General features: G+C 71.0%; 18 protein-coding genes. 10 read left to right on the plus strand and 8 right to left on the minus strand.

The annotated features are described in order from the left end of the window. The first annotated feature begins 100 nt into the window (after positions 1–100). Together ACIP84_RS24885 and ACIP84_RS24890 are read left to right on the plus strand one after the other, a co-directional pair. Positions 101–976, plus strand: a complete 876-nt coding sequence (locus ACIP84_RS24885) for a DUF4097 family beta strand repeat-containing protein (protein WP_401800380.1) — start codon at positions 101–103, stop codon at positions 974–976. A 1-nt stretch (position 977) separates the two neighbouring features. Next, the gene (locus ACIP84_RS24890; RefSeq protein ID WP_355957428.1) at positions 978–1,877 is read left to right on the plus strand and encodes a helix-turn-helix transcriptional regulator; all 900 of its coding nucleotides are present in this window, start codon (positions 978–980) and stop codon (positions 1,875–1,877) included. A 185-nt stretch (positions 1,878–2,062) separates the two neighbouring features. Here ACIP84_RS24890 and ACIP84_RS24895 read toward each other — a convergent pair whose 3' ends face one another. The 3 genes from ACIP84_RS24895 to ACIP84_RS24905 form a co-directional block, all read right to left on the minus strand. Then, on the minus strand, positions 2,063–3,496 hold the full coding sequence (locus ACIP84_RS24895; RefSeq protein ID WP_401800382.1) for a cellulase family glycosylhydrolase: 1,434 nt from the start codon (positions 3,494–3,496) through the stop codon (positions 2,063–2,065). Between the two features lie 90 nt (positions 3,497–3,586). Continuing rightward, on the minus strand, positions 3,587–4,552 hold the full coding sequence (locus ACIP84_RS24900; protein ID WP_355957424.1) for a zinc-binding dehydrogenase: 966 nt from the start codon (positions 4,550–4,552) through the stop codon (positions 3,587–3,589). Between the two features lie 163 nt (positions 4,553–4,715). Then, complete coding sequence (locus tag ACIP84_RS24905; RefSeq protein ID WP_355957421.1) at positions 4,716–5,927, minus strand: NADP-dependent malic enzyme; 1,212 nt, start codon at positions 5,925–5,927, stop codon at positions 4,716–4,718. Between the two features lie 536 nt (positions 5,928–6,463). On the opposite strand from ACIP84_RS24905, the gene ACIP84_RS24910 reads away from it, so the two are divergent. Genes ACIP84_RS24910 through ACIP84_RS24920 form a run of 3 tightly spaced genes read left to right on the plus strand, consistent with a single transcriptional unit; the run spans position 6,464 to position 9,199 of the window. Continuing rightward, positions 6,464–7,429: an ABC transporter substrate-binding protein gene (locus ACIP84_RS24910; protein ID WP_355957418.1), complete on the plus strand. Its 966-nt coding sequence runs from the start codon at positions 6,464–6,466 to the stop codon at positions 7,427–7,429. Positions 7,430–7,484: 55 nt separating this feature from the next. After that, complete coding sequence (locus ACIP84_RS24915; RefSeq protein ID WP_355957416.1) at positions 7,485–8,435, plus strand: amino acid ABC transporter permease; 951 nt, start codon at positions 7,485–7,487, stop codon at positions 8,433–8,435. Continuing rightward, positions 8,432–9,199, plus strand: a complete 768-nt coding sequence (locus ACIP84_RS24920) for an amino acid ABC transporter ATP-binding protein (RefSeq protein ID WP_319309904.1) — start codon at positions 8,432–8,434, stop codon at positions 9,197–9,199. Before ACIP84_RS24915 ends, ACIP84_RS24920 begins: the two co-directional genes overlap by 4 nt. A 95-nt stretch (positions 9,200–9,294) precedes the next feature. Here the strand turns inward: ACIP84_RS24920 and ACIP84_RS24925 are convergent, their stop codons facing one another. Then, the gene (locus ACIP84_RS24925) at positions 9,295–10,044 is read right to left on the minus strand and encodes a class I SAM-dependent methyltransferase (RefSeq protein ID WP_401800387.1); all 750 of its coding nucleotides are present in this window, start codon (positions 10,042–10,044) and stop codon (positions 9,295–9,297) included. Positions 10,045–10,138: 94 nt separating this feature from the next. On the opposite strand from ACIP84_RS24925, the gene ACIP84_RS24930 reads away from it, so the two are divergent. Continuing rightward, complete coding sequence (locus ACIP84_RS24930; protein ID WP_355957409.1) at positions 10,139–10,768, plus strand: CGNR zinc finger domain-containing protein; 630 nt, start codon at positions 10,139–10,141, stop codon at positions 10,766–10,768. Here the strand turns inward: ACIP84_RS24930 and sodX are convergent. Further along, a complete protein-coding gene (sodX, locus tag ACIP84_RS24935) occupies positions 10,672–11,148 on the minus strand; it encodes a nickel-type superoxide dismutase maturation protease (protein WP_401800390.1) in 477 nt (158 codons plus the stop codon). The genes ACIP84_RS24930 and sodX overlap by 97 nt on opposite strands. A 143-nt stretch (positions 11,149–11,291) precedes the next feature. On the opposite strand from sodX, the gene sodN reads away from it, so the two are divergent. Both sodN and ACIP84_RS24945 read left to right on the plus strand, forming a co-directional pair. Beyond that, positions 11,292–11,687 carry a superoxide dismutase, Ni gene (gene sodN, locus ACIP84_RS24940; RefSeq protein ID WP_030320908.1) on the plus strand — a complete coding sequence of 132 codons (396 nt, stop codon included), beginning with the start codon at positions 11,292–11,294 and terminating at the stop codon, positions 11,685–11,687. Between the two features lie 100 nt (positions 11,688–11,787). Beyond that, positions 11,788–12,174: a VOC family protein gene (locus ACIP84_RS24945; RefSeq protein ID WP_355957403.1), complete on the plus strand. Its 387-nt coding sequence runs from the start codon at positions 11,788–11,790 to the stop codon at positions 12,172–12,174. On the opposite strand, the gene ACIP84_RS24950 is transcribed toward ACIP84_RS24945, so the two are convergent. Continuing rightward, entirely contained in the window at positions 12,164–12,814 is a 651-nt protein-coding gene (locus ACIP84_RS24950; protein ID WP_401800393.1) for a hypothetical protein, read from the minus strand. The genes ACIP84_RS24945 and ACIP84_RS24950 overlap by 11 nt on opposite strands. 31 nt (positions 12,815–12,845) lie before the next feature. On the opposite strand from ACIP84_RS24950, the gene ACIP84_RS24955 reads away from it, so the two are divergent. Then, the gene (locus tag ACIP84_RS24955) at positions 12,846–14,042 is read left to right on the plus strand and encodes a hypothetical protein (protein ID WP_401800396.1); all 1,197 of its coding nucleotides are present in this window, start codon (positions 12,846–12,848) and stop codon (positions 14,040–14,042) included. Between the two features lie 16 nt (positions 14,043–14,058). Here the strand turns inward: ACIP84_RS24955 and ACIP84_RS24960 are convergent, their stop codons facing one another. Then, positions 14,059–14,535 carry a GNAT family N-acetyltransferase gene (locus ACIP84_RS24960; RefSeq protein WP_401800397.1) on the minus strand — a complete coding sequence of 159 codons (477 nt, stop codon included), beginning with the start codon at positions 14,533–14,535 and terminating at the stop codon, positions 14,059–14,061. After that, on the minus strand, positions 14,532–15,500 hold the full coding sequence (locus ACIP84_RS24965; protein WP_401800398.1) for a LysR substrate-binding domain-containing protein: 969 nt from the start codon (positions 15,498–15,500) through the stop codon (positions 14,532–14,534). The genes ACIP84_RS24960 and ACIP84_RS24965 overlap by 4 nt, the downstream gene beginning before the upstream one ends. A gap of 186 nt (positions 15,501–15,686) precedes the next feature. Here ACIP84_RS24965 and snpA point away from each other — a divergent pair, with 186 nt between their 5' ends. Further along, positions 15,687–16,343: a snapalysin gene (gene snpA, locus ACIP84_RS24970; RefSeq protein ID WP_401800400.1), complete on the plus strand. Its 657-nt coding sequence runs from the start codon at positions 15,687–15,689 to the stop codon at positions 16,341–16,343. The last annotated feature ends 43 nt before the right edge of the window (positions 16,344–16,386 follow it).

Consider the following 16,386-nt stretch of genomic DNA (forward strand, 5'->3'; position numbering starts at 1 on the left):
CCTGTCAGGGGAGAGTCAGGGTTGACTTCCCTTGGCCGCGATATATCGTGTCTATCGAGAAACACGATATGTTGCGTTGCCGAAACGGGAGGTCAGCACCATGACAGAGTGGTCCGTCACCGAGCCGACGAAGCTGGCCCCTGCCGACCCCGTGACCCGCCTGCAGGTCCGCATCGTCAACGGCGCGGTGAACGTGGTGGGGACGGACGAGAGTTCCGCCCGCGTGGAGGTCTCCGAGATCGAGGGACCGCCGCTCCGCGTGTCCCAGGACGGCTCCACCCTGACCGTGGGCTACGAGGACCTCCAGTGGAAGAGCGCCCTCAAGTGGCTCGACCGCAAGGAGTTCCGCCGCCGGGCCGTCGTCTCCGTCGCCGTTCCCGCGGGCGTCGACGTGGAGCTGACCGTGGTCGGCGCCGAGGCCGTCGTCACCGGCATCACGGGGCGCACGGAGGTGCGCGGCGTCTCCGGCGACACCACCCTCCTCAGGCTCTCCGGCCCCGTCCGCGCCGAGAGCGTCTCGGGCAACCTGGAGGCCCAGTCGGTCACGGGCGCGCTCCGGATCAACTCGGTGACCGGCGACGTGACGGTGATCGAGGGCGCGGGCGCCTCCGTGCGGGCCGAGACCGTCAGCGGCGACATGGTCATCGACCTCGACCCGGCCGAGCTCGACGGTCCGCCCGCCGACATCCGGCTCTCCAGCCTCTCCGGCGAGGTCGCCATCCGCCTCCCCCACCCGGCCGACGCCCGCGTCGAGGCCAACACGACGACGGGCTCCGTGTCGAACGCCTTCGAGGACCTGCGCGTGGCCGGACAGTGGGGCACCAAATCCGTCACCGGCACCCTCGGTTCGGGGCGCGGCACCCTCAAGGCGACCACCGTCTCCGGCTCCATCGCGCTGCTCCGCCGACCCGAGTCCGAAGAGGACGGCGGCTCCACCCCCTCTCCCACCCCCTCCGCGACCGGAAAGGTGCTCTGACATGCCGCCCGTCTTCGCGCACGGCCGCCTGCGTCTCTACCTCCTGAAGCTGCTCGACGAGGCGCCACGCCACGGATACGAGGTGATCCGCCTCCTGGAGGAGCGCTTCCAGGGCCTGTACGCACCCTCGGCGGGCACGGTCTACCCGCGCCTGGCCAAGCTGGAGGCCGAGGGCCTCGTCACCCACGCCAGCGAGGGCGGCCGCAAGGTCTACTCGATCACCGACGCCGGCCGTGCCGAGCTGGCCGGGCGCGGCGCCGAACTCGACGACCTGGAGCGGGAGATCCGCGAGTCGGTGTCGGAGCTCGCGGCGGAGATCCGTGACGACGTGCGCGGTGCGGCGGGCCGGGTGCGCAGCGAGATGCGCGCGGCGGCGGGCCGGACCCGCACGGCGGAGTCCTCCTCGTTCGCCGAGGCCAAGGAGGAGCTGCGCAGGGTCGGGCAGGAGTGGAAGGAGCAGGCCCGCCAGGCCCGCGCCGAGGCCAAGTCCGCGCGCCATCAGGCGAAGGAGTTCCAGCGGATCGCCCAGCAGGTGCAGGAGGAGGTCCAGGACCGCTTCTCCCGCGGCGACTGGCCCAAGGGGGTCTGGGAGGGCCTCTCGGACATCACGGCCCAGCTCGGCGGTCTCGTGGCCGGTACGACCCATCCCAAGGCCGCCGGCCAGGAGCCGCCGTTCGCGGCGGCGCCGGCCGACGAGGTGCCGGAGTGGGCGCGGGACACGGAAGGCTCGGGCGACCCGGCCCGCGACCTGGACCGACTCCTCGACCGCTTCCGCGACGAGATCAGGGACGCGGCCCGCGACCACGGGGTGAGCCAGGAGCAGCTGGCCGAGACCCGTGCCCAGCTGTCGACGGCGGCGATCCGGATCACCGGCCTGCTGCGGTCCCGGCCGAAGGCGTGACCGAGAGGCTCGCGGGGCCCCGTCGAGAACGTGACGGCCGGATTCCCGGGAGGGAGACCGCCGGGGGCACGGGGCCACCGCCGAGGGCGTGAGCGGCCGGGCTCCCGGGAGCCCGGGCCGAGCGCCTCACCGGCGGGGGCACGGCGTCCCTGCCGGAGGCCTGACCCCAGCCTCCCCGCAGGGCCTCAGCGCCGGGTCACGGTCACCGTCACCCGTGTGCCCGGCATCGCGAGGGCCAGGGCCCTGCCGGGGGTCGGGCGGAGCACCAGCGCGCCGCCCCGGGCCGTCACCCGCCAGTCGCCGGGCGGCAGGGCGAGTTCGGTGACCCGGGAGCCGCGGCGCCCCGCGGAGTCGTACGAGAGGCGGTAGACCCCGGCCCCCGGGTCGTAGGCGGCGGAGCGCACCGTGCCCGCGACCGCCTCCGCGTACGGCTCGGCGGTCAGCTCCTTGTTCGTACGGAACGCCCCGGTGCCGTCCACGGCGCAATAGCCGCCGCCGTAGCACCACTCCCAGCCCGCCCAGCCGGAGCTGTAGCGGCCGAGCGAGGCCATGGCCTCCCGGTAGAAGCGGTTCATGTTCGGCCGGGAGTTGTCGAGCGGCCCCCACTCCCCCACCACCACGGGGACCTTGTACTCCTTCGGGTACAGGGTGACGGCCTGCTCGTAGTTCTCGATCCAGCGGGCTCCCGGGTCGTAGTCCCCGCCGGCCTCCATGGCGCCGTTGTAGAAGTGCGGGGCGTAGACGATCTTCGGGTCGTCGATCCTGCCGAGTCCCGTGGGCACGCCCTCGCCCACGATGGGAGTCGGCTCGACGAAGATCCAGTTGTCCTTGTCGACCGAACGGATCGCGTCCGCGACACGGTTGTACATCGGGGTGATCTGGTCCCGCTCGATGCGCCGGGCGGCGGTCGCCAGGTCCTCGCCCTCGCGCAGCTCGCCCATCGGCTCGTTGATCGGGTCGTAGCCGAGCACGGCCGGGTGGCCCTCGAAGCGGTCGGCGAGCACCCGCCACATCCGGGCCTGGGCTCGCCGCAGGTCCTCGTCCTCGTACAGGTGGGTGAAGGCGCGCTGCACGGCGGGCTCGAAGTACTCGGAGAACCAGTCGTCGGGGTGCGGCGTGAACGGCAGTCCGTCGGTCCTGGTCGCCCAGGCGGGCACGCCCCGGTGGCCGAAGGCGGGCCCGAAGACGTCCTGGTGGGCGTCGATGAGGACCTTGACGTCGTGCTTCCCGGCCCAGTCCAGGACCCGTTCGATCTTCCGCAGATAGGACTGGCTGTACTGTCCGGGCCGGGGCTCCAGGTCGTCCCAGAAGACCAGGACCCGGGCGAAGTTGAAGCCCTTGGCCCGCATGTCGCGGAAGTGCTTCTCGGTGATCCCGGAGAGGGCGGCGTCACCGCTGTGCGCCTTGTCCCCGACGTTCCAGCCGCGCAGGGTGAGGGCGCGGCCGTGCTCGTCGGTGAGGGCGGGGATCGTGTCCCCGCCCTCACCGACGGCGGGGATCGTGTCCCCGCCGGTCTCCGTACGGTCGGCGGCGGCAGCGGGGACGGCGGGGGCGATCAGCGAGGCGGCGAGGGCGCCCGCGACCAGGGTGGTTCGCCACGCGTGGGTGGTTCGCGACAAGGTAGACCTCCGGCACGACGAAGTGAGCGTTGTTCACGTTTCACGTGCCGGAGATCCCATCAGTCCTACCGACGAGTCATCAAGAGGTCGTCACGAGGTCTTCAGGACGATCTTTCCGAACAGGTCGCCGGCGGCCAGCCGCTCGAAGCCCTCCCGCGCCCGGTCCAGCGGCAGGACCTCGTCGATGACCGGCCTGAGCCCGGTCGCCGCGCAGAAGGACAGCAGGTCCTCCAGCTCGTCCTTGGAACCCATGGTCGAGCCGACGACCTTCAGTTCGAGGAAGAAGATCCGGGTCAGCTCGGCGTGCGCGGGCCGGTCGCCGCTCGTGGCGCCCGAGATGACGAGCGTGCCGCCGGGCCGCAGCGACTTCACGGAGTGGGACCAGGTGGCGGCGCCGACGGTCTCGATGACCGCGTCGACCCGCTGCGGGAGCCGCGCGCCCGGCTCGAACGCCTCGACGGCGCCGAGCTCGACGGCCCGCTTCCGCTTCTCCTCGTCACGGCTGGTGGCGAAGACCCGCAGGCCGGCGGCCTTGCCGAGGGCGATGGCCGCGGTCGCGACACCGCCGCCTGCGCCCTGCACGAGCACCGAGTCCCCGGGCCGTACACCGGCGTTGGTGAAGAGCATGCGGTAGGCGGTCAGCCAGGCGGTGGGCAGACAGGCGGCCTCCTCGAAGGAGAGCTCCTTCGGCTTGGGCAGCACGTTCCAGCGGGGCACGGTCACCCGCTCGGCGAAGGTGCCCTGGTAGCGCTCGGTGAGGATGGACCGGGGCTCGTCGGGTCCGACGCCGTGACCGGTCTGGCCGATCACGGAGTGCAGGACGACCTCGTTGCCGTCCTCGTCGATCCCGGCGGCGTCGCAGCCGAGGATCATCGGCAGCTTCTCCTCGGGCAGCCCGACCCCGCGCAGCGACCACAGGTCGTGGTGGTTGAGCGAGGCGGCCTTGACGGTGACGGTGGTCCACCCCGGCCGTACCTCGGGCTCGGGACGTTCACCCGTTTCGAGGCCGTTCAGGGGCTGGTCGCGGTCGATTCGGGCAGCGTAGGCAGCGAACATGGCCCCGACCCTAGGCGGCCGCCACCGGCCCACGGAACCACGCACCCGTGTGACGCGCGTCCCTCGCCCGTCAGCGCGACCGGCCCCGTCCCGGCAGCTCCCCGTACGCGAAAGGGCCCCGGCCTGGAAGCAGGACGGGGCCCTTCACGGGGTGCGCGGCGCGTCAGCGGCGGGCGACGCCCTCCGCACGGGCGGCGGCGGCGACCGCGGCCGCGACGGCCGGGGCGACCCGCTCGTCGAACGGCGACGGGATCACGCAGTCGGCGGCGAGCTGGTCGCCGACGACGTCCGCGATCGCGTTGGCCGCGGCGATCTTCATGCCCTCGGTGATCCGGGAGGCCCGGACCTGGAGCGCGCCGGCGAAGATGCCGGGGAACGCGAGGACGTTGTTGATCTGGTTCGGGTAGTCCGAACGCCCGGTCGCCACGACGGCCGCGTACTTGTGCGCGACGTCGGGGTGGACCTCGGGGTTCGGGTTGGCCATGGCGAACACGAAGGCGTTCGGGGCCATGGAGGCGACGGCCGCCTCGGGGACCGTACCGCCGGAGACGCCGATGAAGACGTCGGCGCCGGCGAGGGCGGTCTCCAGGGAGCCGCTGAGGCCCGCCTTGTTGGTGAGGTCGGCGATCTCGCGCTTGACCGGGTTGAGGTCGTCCCGGTCGCGGCTGACGATGCCCTTGCGGTCGGCGACGGCGACGTCGCCGAGCCCGGCCTCCAGCAGGAACTTGGCGATGGCGACTCCGGCCGCGCCGGCGCCGGAGATGACCGCGCGCAGCTCGCCGAGGGTCCGGCCGGTCAGCTTCGCCGCGTTGCGGAGTGCGGCGAGGGTGACGATGGCGGTGCCGTGCTGGTCGTCGTGGAAGACGGGGATGTCGAGGCGCTCCTGGAGCTTGCGCTCGATCTCGAAGCACCGCGGGGCCGAGATGTCCTCCAGGTTGACGCCGCCGAAGGACGGGGCCAGCCGGACGACGGTCTCGATGATCTCGTCGGTGTCGGTGGTGGCGAGGGCGATCGGGACCGCGTCCACGCCGCCGAACTGCTTGAAGAGGATGGCCTTCCCCTCCATGACCGGGAGGGAGGCCTCCGGGCCGATGTCACCGAGGCCGAGCACCGCCGTACCGTCGGTCACGACCGCGACGACCTGGGACTTCCAGGTGTAGTCGTTGACCAGGTCGGGCTGCTCGGCGATCGCGGTGCACACCTTGGCGACGCCGGGCGTGTACGCGAGGGACAGGTCGTCCTTGTTCCGGACCGGAACGGTGGCCTGAATGGCCATCTTGCCGCCCCGGTGGAGGGCGAAGACAGGATCGAAGGGCTCCTCCGGAGCTCCTTCCGTACCGCTGTCATTGCGAGGATTGACGATCTCCGCTGCCATTGGGTTGACCCCTTAAGTCTGCTTCATTTGAGGGTTGGCCGCTCCTGGTGTGGAGCGGTGGGCGGGTCCCGCGGCCGCCGTGTCTGGTAGCCGCGCGGGCGCGCCGCACAACGCGCCCTGAGCCCCGGATGAGGGGTGTAAGGATCCTTCTTACCGGACGGACGGCACCGCGGACGAGTCCATATCCGCTCGGTGACGCGACTCATACCGAGCGCATCCGGACACGCACGGAGGATGACACGTCACCCCATGTCCATATAGGTGCTTCAAGCACCCGATTGGTGGCCTTCGTGTCGTCCGAATGGCGAGATCAACAGGAAATTCTTCGGTGGTGTGGAAGGCATCCAGCAGAAGATCCGGCCTGGATGTACCGGCCTGTTGGCATTCGCGGGTCACCCGTTATCCGATTTTGACATCCGTGGCCGTCGGTTTGAGGCGGTCCGAATGGCAAGATGCCGTAATCACACGAGGTCACGACACTCGAAGAGACATACGTGACCACTGGCAACTCCCTCACACGCCGGAGGAACCCGATCATGACCGCACGCTCCACGCGCTGTACGACCGCCAAGACCCGCACCTCCCGTCTTGCCGCGGTCGCCGCCATCGCGGTCGTCGGCTCCGTGCTGCTGACCGCCTGTGGCGACCAGACCGAGGGCGGCTCCTCGGCCACCCCGACGAAGGACGGCGGCTCCGCCAACGCCGCCCCGCTCTTCTCGAAGCTCCCCGCCGACATCCAGAAGGCCGGTGTCATCAAGGTCGGCACGGACGCCTCCTACGCCCCGATGGAGTTCACCGAGGGCGGCAAGATCGTCGGTGTCGACCCCGACATCGCCGCGGCCCTGGGCAAGCAGCTCGGTGTCGAGTTCACGTTCACCTCGGGCACCTTCGACGGTCTGATCACCTCGATCTACACCGGTCGCCAGGACGTGATCATGTCCTCGATGACGGACAACAAGAAGCGCCAGGAGGGCCTGGACGACAACGGGAAGAAGATCGGCAAGGGCATCGACTTCGTCGACTACTTCAGCTCCGGCGTCTCCCTCCTGGTCAAGAAGGGCAACCCGCAGAACATCAACTCGCTCGACGACCTCTGCGGCAAGACCGTGGCCGTCCAGCGCGGCACGATCTACGAGGACACCTTCAAGGCCCAGGCCACGAAGTGCGGCGCCGACAAGCTGACGATCCAGGCCTTCGACACCGACGCCGAGGCGCAGACCCGCGTCAAGGCCGGCGGCGCCGTGGCCGACCTCAACGACTACCCGGTCGCCGCGTACATCGCGAAGACCTCGGGCGGCGGCAACGACTTCGAGGTCGTCGGCAACCAGAGCGACGTCGGCCTCTTCGGCATCGGCGTCTCGAAGGACGACACGCAGCTGCGCGACGCCATCAAGGAAGCGCTCGACGCGATCATCAAGGACGGCACCTACGCCGATGCCCTGAAGAAGTGGGACGTCTCGGACAGCGCCGTCAAGGCGGCCACCGTCAACGCCGGCCAGTGACGTCTCCCGTCAACGCCGGCAAGTGACCTCCCCGCTCCACTGAAGGGCAGTCGTCATGACTGACAAGATCTCCAAGGACCCGGCCGCCGCTCCGGGCGGGTCCGGCGCCTCGGGTTCCCCGTACGAGGCGATCAAGGCCATCCCCGTGCGGCACTACGGACGCTGGGTCAGCGGCGTCGTGGTGGTCGCGCTGCTCGGGTGGCTCGTCTACGCCTTCTCCCAGGGCAACATCCTCTGGGACACGGTGTGGGACAAGCTGTTCGACCCGTCGATCCTCGACGGCCTCGCGAACACCGTGATCATCAGCGTCTCCTCGATGGCCCTGGGCCTCGTCCTCGGCGTCGTCTTCGCGGTGATGCGGCTGTCCAAGAACCCCGTGACCGGCGCCGTCGCCTGGCTCTACATCTGGTTCTTCCGCGGCACCCCGGTGTACGTGCAGCTGCTGGTGTGGTTCAACCTGTCGCTGATCTTCGAGTACATCAACCTCGGGCCGATCTACAAGAACGAGACCGTCGACGTCATGACGCCGTTCATGGTCGCGCTGCTCGGCCTCGGCCTCAACGAGGGCGCCTACATGGCGGAGATCGTCCGGGCGGGCATCCAGTCCGTCGACGAGGGACAGACGGAGGCCGCGCACGCGCTCGGCATGTCCCAGACGAAGACCATGGGCCGGGTCGTCCTTCCGCAGGCCATGCGGGTCATCGTCCCGCCCACGGGCAACGAGTTCATCAACATGCTGAAGACCTCGTCCCTCGTCTCGGCCGTGCAGTACACAGAACTCCTGCGGGCCTCGTCGAACATCGGCAGCACGGCGGGCGCCGTGATGGAGATGCTCTTCGTCGCCTCCATCTGGTACCTCGCGCTGACCAGCGTGTTCAGCGTCGGCCAGTACTACCTGGAGCGCCGTTTCGCCCGCGGTTCGACGCGTAACCTGCCGCCCACCCCGTGGCAGCGGGTCAAGACGAACCTCACCACGTTCAAGCGTTCCCCGGAGGCATCGGCATGACCGGTCAGCCCATGGTCAAGGCGGAGGGCGTCCACAAGTCCTACGGCGCCGCCCACATCCTCCGGGGCATCGACCTGGAGGTCCAGAACGGAGAGGTCTTCTGCCTGGTCGGCCCGTCCGGCTCCGGCAAGTCGACCTTCCTCCGCTGCATCAACCACCTGGAGCGGGTCGACGGCGGCCGGCTCTCGGTCGACGGCCAGCTGGTCGGCTACCGGGAGAAGAACGGCAAGCTGTACGAGCTGAAGGACAGCGAGGTCGCGGTCCAGCGCCGTGACATCGGCATGGTCTTCCAGCGGTTCAACCTGTTCCCGCACATGACGGCCCTCGGCAATGTCATGGAGGCCCCGATCCAGGTCAAGGGCGAGTCCAAGGCGGTGGCACGCGAGCGTGCCGAGCGCCTGCTCGACCGGGTCGGGCTGGGCGACAAGATGGGCAACTACCCGTCCCAGCTCTCCGGCGGTCAGCAGCAGCGTGTCGCCATCGCCCGCGCGCTGGCGATGGAGCCGAAGCTGATGCTCTTCGACGAGCCGACCTCCGCGCTCGACCCGGAGCTGGTCGGTGACGTCCTGGACGTCATGCGGGACCTCGCCGAGTCGGGCATGACGATGATCGTCGTCACGCACGAGATGGGCTTCGCCCGCGAGGTCGGCGACTCGCTGGTCTTCATGGACGGCGGTGTGGTCGTCGAGTCGGGCAACCCGCGCGACGTCCTGGGCAACCCGCAGCACGACCGGACGAAGGCGTTCCTGTCGAAGGTGCTGTAGGCCGAAGGCGCCACAGGTCGACGGTGCGACAGCCGGAGACACGGGAAGGGGCGGTACGGGTTCTCCCGTACCGCCCCTTCCCGTGTCCGCGCGGGCTACTTCACGGCGAGGAGCAGGGTGTCGGAGGGTGAGGCCCAGACGGTCCTGGCCTCACCGAATCCGGCGGCCAGGAGGGTGTCGGCGTGCCAGCGCGGGGAGGGCATGTCGCCGTCGGCGTGCTCGCCGTAGATCTCGAACCGGCGGGCGGTGGGCTCGGCGAGGACGGGGTCCTTGGCGGCGAGTGCCCACCATTCGGCCCAGTCCAGGGCTCCGCCGGTCCTGGCGCGGTCCATGACGGCGTGGCGCTGGGCGCGCTCGGCGGCGTTGATCCGGGGGGTGGTCGTGTCGATCATGTGGTCGGCGTTCATGAAGACGCCGTCGTCGCGGACGAGACCGGCGAGCCGGCCGTAGAGGGCCGCCAGGGGCTCGCTGTGGAGCCAGTGGAGCGCGGTGGCGGTGAGGACGGCGTCGTACGAGTCGTGGGGCAGCCCGGCGGCCCAGTCGGGGTCCTTGAGGTCGGCGGTGACGAAGGTGACGCGTTCGTCGCCGGCGAAGTAGCCCTCGGCGATGGCGAGCAGGGCCGGGTCGAGATCGACACCGGTACTCGTCGCCTCCGGGAACCTCTTGAGGAGCCGATCCGTGATACTTCCCGTACCGCACGCGAGGTCGAGGATGCGGGGCTTCGGCCCCACCAAGGCCTCGACCATGTCGAGCATCACCCGGAAGCGCTCCTCACGGTCCGGCATGTACCACTCCTGCTGACGGTCCCAGCTCCGCTGCCAGGCCGCCCAGTCGGTTCCGGTCATCGCCGTTCCTCCCCCTCGTTGTAATACCCTCTAAGGGTAGACAGTTGTTACCCCTTCCGACCGAGACACTAGCCCGCCGCAGTAAGGACTACAAGTGGAACTGGCCCATTACTCGGATTTCGCCGTACGTCTGGTCAACACCGAGGAGCCGGCGCGCGGCAAGGACTCCCTCGCCTCCGTCGAGGTGATCAGGGAGCTCTTCGGCGCGGCCTCCCAGATGGCCCGGCGGGTCACGGAGGCGGACCTGCCCCGCTTCCGCGCGGTACGGACCCGGCTGCGGGCGGTCTTCGCCCTGGCCGACGAGGGCGACCACACGGGGGCCGTCGACCTCCTGAACTCGCTGCTCCTGGAGTTCCCGGTCAGCCCCCAGATCTCCGGCCACGACATCCTCGACGAGAACGGCCGCCCCCGGTGGCACATGCACCTCGCCGACCACTCCTCGAACGCGACCACGGGATACGCCGCGATCTGCGCGATGGGCCTGGCCTTCCACCTCACGGAGTTCGGCGCCGACCGGCTCGGCCTCTGCCAGGCGCCGCCCTGCCGCAACGCCTACCTGGACACGTCCACCAACCGCTCCCGGCGCTACTGCTCCGACCGCTGCGCGACCCGCGCCAACGTGGCCGCCTACCGGGCCCGCAAGCGCCTGGAGGCCGACCGGCCGGACCGGACGGGCCTCACCGCCGAGAACAGCCAGGAGAGCGTCACCCCCAGCGACCGCTGACGCCCCGGCGTCACCGGCCGGTAGCGCGCCCGCACCCGCCCGAGGACCAGCTCGGGCGGTACGGCCCCGAAGACCCGGCTGTCGCCCTCGGCGTCCGGGTTGTCGCCGAGCACCCACCAGCCGCCGTCACGTCGCTCGATCAGCCGCTTCACGATGAGCAGATCCTGCTGGAGCGGATGCCGCACCACGGCCACGCACCCCGGCCGCAGACGTCCGCCGTAGTGCACGAGCAGCTGATCCCCGTGGAGCAGCGTGGGCACCATCGACACCCCCGTCACCTCGGCGACACCGAACGGGGCCCCGGCCTCCGCCGCCCGCTCCCGCCCCGATTCCCTCATCGGCATCGCCCGCTCCGCCCGCCTGTCCACACCCGCATCCACCCACACATCCGCTCGTTCACTCGTACACGAGTCCCATGCCGACCCTGGACTTTTGACCTAAGCCCCAGGGGGCGCCCGCGAAATCGCCCTTCTCACCGAGTAATGTCCCACCTGAGAAGACGATCACGAGGAAGGACGGCTCAATGCTCTCCCGCCTGTTTGCCCCCAAGGTGAAGGTCAGCGCCCACTGCGACCTCCCGTGCGGCGTGTACGACCCGGCCCAGGCCCGCATCGAGGCCGAGTCGGTCAAGGCTGTCCAGGAGAAGTACCAGGCGAACGAGGACGCGCACTTCCGCGCCCGCGCCACGGTCATCAAGGAGCAGCGCGCGGAGCTCGCCAAGCACCACGTCTCGGTGCTCTGGAGCGACTACTTCAAGGCCCCGCACTTCGAGAAGTACCCCGAGCTCAACCAGCTGGTCAACGACACCCTGAAGGCCCTCTCGGCCGCCAAGGCGTCGACGGACCCGAAGACGGGCGAGAAGGCGCTGGAGCTCATCGCCGAGATCGACCGCATCTTCTGGGAGACGAAGAAGGCCTGACCTTCTGTTTCCCTTCCGAAGGGGTACGACCGCCTGGCGGTCGTACCCCTTCGGACTTTCCGGCCGCAATACCGACGTTCCTACAGAAGGGTGATGCTCCATGCGCGTCAAGGCATTCGACCACCTGGTACTCAACGTGACCGACGTCGACAGGGCGCTCGCGTTCTACACCGGGCCCCTGGGGCTCGCGGGCGAGCGGGTCGAGGAATGGCGGGCCGGGAAGGTGTCGTTCCCGTCCGTGCGGATCGACGAGAGCACCGTCATCGACCTCTTCTCGCGCCCGCGCGGCGAGTCCAACGTCGATCACATATGTCTCGTCGTGGACCCGCTCGACTGGCAGGAGGTCCTCGACGCCGGGACGTTCGACGTCATCGAGGGCCCCGTCCCCCGCTGGGGTGCCCGTGGTTCGGCCCAGTCGGTCTACGTCAGGGACCCGGACGGCAACACGGTGGAGCTGCGCTGGTACCCGCAGGACGTCACGGAGTAGGGCCTGCCGGCCCTCCGGTGGGTGCCGGCAGCCCCAGGGCCCGGGCCAGCGCGTCGGCCACCGCGGGCGCGTGGTCGGGGACGTACCGGGTCGTCCACTCGGTGGCCGACCGGTGGAAGTCGGCCAGATCGCGTTCCGCGTCGGCCAGCAGGCGCCGCAGGTCGGTGGCGGGCAGCTCGATCACCGGGCTGCCGGCCCGATCGCCGTCGACGGTGAGCCGCACCGCGTCGCCTACGCGCTCCGCGAGCGGCGCGGGGTCGTGGCCGAAGCAGGCCCACCCGTCCCCGTCGAGGACCTCGAACCAGTCGAGCCGCTCGTCCAGCCCGTTGCAGCAGCCGGGCAGGAACGTGACGCCCGTCGCGGTGTCGGTGACCCGCAGTCCCCCGGCCGCGAAGAGGTCCTCCATGGTCAGCAGTCCGTGGAGGAAGCCGCCCAGCGGATCGGCGGGGCGCCGCGGGTGATCCTCGTCCGCCGGATCGACGTCGTTGCACTCGGCGATACGCATCACCGCCGTACCGACCTCCGTCGTACCGAGCCGGCCGCTGAGCGGCAGGAAGTCGTGCGTCGCCGAGTCCACGACCGGCCAGAGGTCGAAGCCGCGGGTGCCGAGGATCTCCAGGACGGGATGAAGGACGATCATCCGAACAGTGTCCGTCACTAGGCTTCCTGGCATGATCACGCCCCACCCGTCCTCTCCTCGCCACCCGTCGCCGCCGCCTCCTCCGCCGGCCTCTCCTGCCTCCCCGCCCGCGCGGTTGACCCCCGAGGACGCCCGGGTCCTTCTCCGGCTGCTCCCGGCCCAGATCGGCCCCGGGCTCACCGAGGCGGAACTCGACGCGGTGGAGGCGCGGTTCGGGTTCGGGTTCTCGGCGGACCATCGGGTGTTCCTCGCCGCCGGACTGCCCCTCGGGTCGCCGAACTGGCCCGACTGGCGCGACGGCGACCCCGACGACCTGGCCGGTCGGCTCGCCCGGCCGGTCGAGGGCCTGCTCTTCGACGTGGAGCACAACGGCTTCTGGCATCCGGACTGGAGCCCCAGGCCCACCGACGCCTCCGAGGCGCTGAAGGTCGCGCGGGCCGCGTCGGCGAACGTCCCTCCGCTCGTCCCCGTCTACGCCCACCGCTGTCTGCCCGGCGCTCCGGGGACATGGGGGCACCCCGTGCTCTCCGTCCACCAGACCGACGTCATCCTCTACGGGAACGACCTCGCCGACTACATCCGGTACGAGTTCACCGGCCGGGCGAGCAGCCTCACCGCCCGTGCCACCGTCGACTTCTGGTCGTACCTCGTCGAGGGCGGCGCCGGCATCGACGTCACCGCGCCCACTCCCTACGCCCCCTACGCCCTCACCCCGCAGGAGGCCGTCGAGTGCCTCCGGATGCTGGCCGTCGAGCGGCTCGTCGGCAGGCGGCCCTCACCGGAGCAGTTGGTCGAGGCCGGCCTGACCGCGCTCCTGCTCGACGTCGAGACGGAGTCCCTTCCGCTGCTCGCCGGTCTGACCCGGTCGGAGCACGAGCGCGCCGAAGGGCTCTTCGAGCGGGTCCTCGGTGAGCTGGGGCTTGTCGGCACCCTGCCCGCGGACGACTCCGGCCTTCCCTGGGAGGCCGCCCGTTGGGAGCTGGTGCGCTGGTGGCTGCGGCTGATCGTGAACGGGAGCCTCGACCCCGGGGCGGGCGGCGACCTCATCACCTACGAGGGCTGGGGCGCCCTGGCCCGGCCGCGGGCGCTCCGGCCGCTCTTCGACGCCACCGAGGCCCACAACGGGTGGGCGGCCGTCCGGGCCGGCTCGCGCGAGCGGCTCGCGGCGGCGATCGTCGCCGAGGCCGAGCGGCTGCTCGCCGGGCCCTGGCCGCCGCCCCGCGACTGAGCCCCCGCCGGGCCTTCTACGCCTCCGTACGGAGGCTGTAGCGGTGCTTCTCCTTCGACGTGGCGCCCAGCCGGTCGTAGAAGCGGATCGCGCTCTCGTTCCACGCGGGGGTCTGCCACTGGATCTCCGCGAGCCCGAGCCGGCTCGCCTCCGCGCGGACCGCCGCCATCAGGAGCGGGCCCAGACCGTGGCCCCGGGAGGTCTCCGTGAGGTAGAGGCAGTCCATGTGGAGGTACTCCGTGCCGTCCCAGGTGGAGAGCTCCGGGGCGCAGCTCGCGTAGCCCGCGAGGGTGCCGTCGGGGAGGGCGGCGACCAGGCAGCGGAGGCGGGGCGGTTCGGTGCCGAAGAGGAGGCCGGTGAGCCGGTCCGCGAGGCCGGGAGCCGGGGGCGCCGCCTTCTCGTACGCCGCGTGCTCGGCGATGAGTTCCACGACCCGCGGCAGGTCCTCGGGGCGGGCGTGTCGGACCTGTGCCTGTGCCGGGTGTTCGCTCATGCCGTCATCATGCACGGTCCCACCGACAGCCTCGCCGCCGTCCCCTGCCCCCGCAGCCACTCGCGGTACGGGGCGGCTCTGAGGGCCACCTCCCGGTAGGCCGCCGCGAGTTCGGCGTACAGCGTGTCCAGGGGCGCCCCGGGGCGCGCGTACAGCAGGAGCCGGACAGCCAGCGGGTCGCCGCGCAGCGGGCGGACGGCCATGTCCTCGCGCGGGACGGAGGTCGGCTGGCAGGGGGCGACGGCCTCGCCGAGGACGATGAGGGAGGCGGCCGTGTGGTAGTCGCCGTGCAGCAGCGGGGGGTCGATGCCGGCGGCGTCCAGGACCCGGCGCAGGCCGTCCCATTCGCCGTCCACGGTCGGGTCGACCATCCAGTGGTCGGCGGCCAGGTCGGCGAGGTCCACCACGGGCCGGGCGGCGGCCGGATGGTCGCGGGCCAGGGAGACGAACTGCGGTTCGCGGGCGACCAGGACCCGCTCCCTGAGGCCCTCGGGGACCCGTAAGGGGCAGCCCTCCACCTCGTGCACGAAGGCCACGTCGAGCTGCCCGGCGGCGACGCTCCGCAGCAGCGCGTTGGCGGAGACGTCCATGCGCAGGCCGATGTCGGTGCCGGGCAGCCGCTGGCGGAGCCGGCGGAGCCAGCCCGGCAGCGCCCGGCTCGCGGTGGAGCCGACGCGGAGCCCGAGTCCGTCGGTGCGGGCGGCGGCGGCCCTGGTCTCGGTGACGAGCGCCGCCATGTCGGCGACGAGCGGGCGGGCCCGGCTGAGCAGGGAGCGGCCGAGCGGGGTGGGGCGGCAGCCGGTGCGGCCGCGGGAGAAGAGCTCGGCGCCCAGGGAGTTCTCGATGCGGCGCAGCTGGGTGGTCAACGACGGTTGGCTCATGCCCAGTTGGCGGGCCGCTTTGTGCAGGCTGCCCGTGTCCGCGATGGCGCAGAGCGCGCGCAGGTGTCTCACCTCCAGCTCCATGCCCCGAGGGTAGGGCGGCTCCCTGGCTCGCACCAGATACCCGGAACCCCTCAATCACCTTTGATTTCAAGGTAGTTGGGGGTGTTTCGACCAGGTGATGCGGTGATGTTATCGCCGGTTGACATCATCCCCACGCGCCCCGGCTCCCCCGAGACTCTCTCCCATCCCCTACCGGAGGAGCCCCCCATGCGTCACCCCAAGGTCCTCACCTCTGTCCTGGCCACCGCCCTCGGCCTCGGTCTCGCCGCCTCCCTCGGCGCGGCCCCGGCCGTGGCCGCGAGCGCCCCCACCGGCGTCCCGGCCGCCGGCAACGCCGCCGTGGCGTACGCCGGTTCGGCCGAGGAGGCGAAGGCCAACCAGGCCTTCTTCGACGCCGTCGTGAAGTCGGTGGCGAAGAAGCGGGCCGCCGTTCCCGGCGCGGCCGCCGTCACCGTGGTCTACAGCGCCGCCAACGCGCCGAGCTTCCGCAGCCAGATCTCCCGCTCGGCGCAGATATGGAACAGCTCGGTGGTGAACGTCCGGCTCGTCGAGGGCAGCAACCCGGACTTCCGCTACTACGAGGGCAACGACTCCCGTGGCTCGTACGCCAGCACCGACGGCCACGGCGGCGGCTACATCTTCCTCGACTACCGGCAGAACCAGCAGTACAACTCGACCCGTGTGACCGCCCACGAGACGGGGCACGTCCTCGGGCTGCCGGACCACTACAGCGGTCCGTGCAGTGAGCTGATGTCGGGCGGCGGCCCCGGCACGTCCTGCCAGAACGCCCAGCCGAACGCCCAGGAGCGGTCCCGCGTCGACCAGTTGTGGCGCTTCGGCCTGGCCTCCGCGTTCAAGAGCTGAGCACGCGGGAGACGAGAAGCGGCGGCGCCCCCTCCCCGGGGCG

Source organism: Streptomyces sp. NPDC088707 (assembly GCF_044752725.1).
GTDB lineage: Bacteria > Actinomycetota > Actinomycetes > Streptomycetales > Streptomycetaceae > Streptomyces.

Coding starts and splice junctions, on each gene's coding strand:
- ACIP84_RS24960 (WP_401800397.1), bottom strand. CDS start 14,535: ATGAGCGAACACCCGGCACAGGCACAGGTCCGACACGCCCGCCCCGAG.
- ACIP84_RS24915 (WP_355957416.1), top strand. CDS start 7,485: ATGACTGACAAGATCTCCAAGGACCCGGCCGCCGCTCCGGGCGGGTCC.
- ACIP84_RS24965 (WP_401800398.1), bottom strand. CDS start 15,500: ATGGAGCTGGAGGTGAGACACCTGCGCGCGCTCTGCGCCATCGCGGAC.
- ACIP84_RS24900 (WP_355957424.1), bottom strand. CDS start 4,552: ATGTTCGCTGCCTACGCTGCCCGAATCGACCGCGACCAGCCCCTGAAC.
- ACIP84_RS24910 (WP_355957418.1), top strand. CDS start 6,464: ATGACCGCACGCTCCACGCGCTGTACGACCGCCAAGACCCGCACCTCC.
- ACIP84_RS24905 (WP_355957421.1), bottom strand. CDS start 5,927: ATGGCAGCGGAGATCGTCAATCCTCGCAATGACAGCGGTACGGAAGGA.
- ACIP84_RS24925 (WP_401800387.1), bottom strand. CDS start 10,044: ATGACCGGAACCGACTGGGCGGCCTGGCAGCGGAGCTGGGACCGTCAG.
- sodN (WP_030320908.1), top strand. CDS start 11,292: ATGCTCTCCCGCCTGTTTGCCCCCAAGGTGAAGGTCAGCGCCCACTGC.
- ACIP84_RS24890 (WP_355957428.1), top strand. CDS start 978: ATGCCGCCCGTCTTCGCGCACGGCCGCCTGCGTCTCTACCTCCTGAAG.
- ACIP84_RS24955 (WP_401800396.1), top strand. CDS start 12,846: ATGATCACGCCCCACCCGTCCTCTCCTCGCCACCCGTCGCCGCCGCCT.
- snpA (WP_401800400.1), top strand. CDS start 15,687: ATGCGTCACCCCAAGGTCCTCACCTCTGTCCTGGCCACCGCCCTCGGC.
- ACIP84_RS24945 (WP_355957403.1), top strand. CDS start 11,788: ATGCGCGTCAAGGCATTCGACCACCTGGTACTCAACGTGACCGACGTC.
- ACIP84_RS24885 (WP_401800380.1), top strand. CDS start 101: ATGACAGAGTGGTCCGTCACCGAGCCGACGAAGCTGGCCCCTGCCGAC.
- ACIP84_RS24920 (WP_319309904.1), top strand. CDS start 8,432: ATGACCGGTCAGCCCATGGTCAAGGCGGAGGGCGTCCACAAGTCCTAC.
- ACIP84_RS24950 (WP_401800393.1), bottom strand. CDS start 12,814: ATGATCGTCCTTCATCCCGTCCTGGAGATCCTCGGCACCCGCGGCTTC.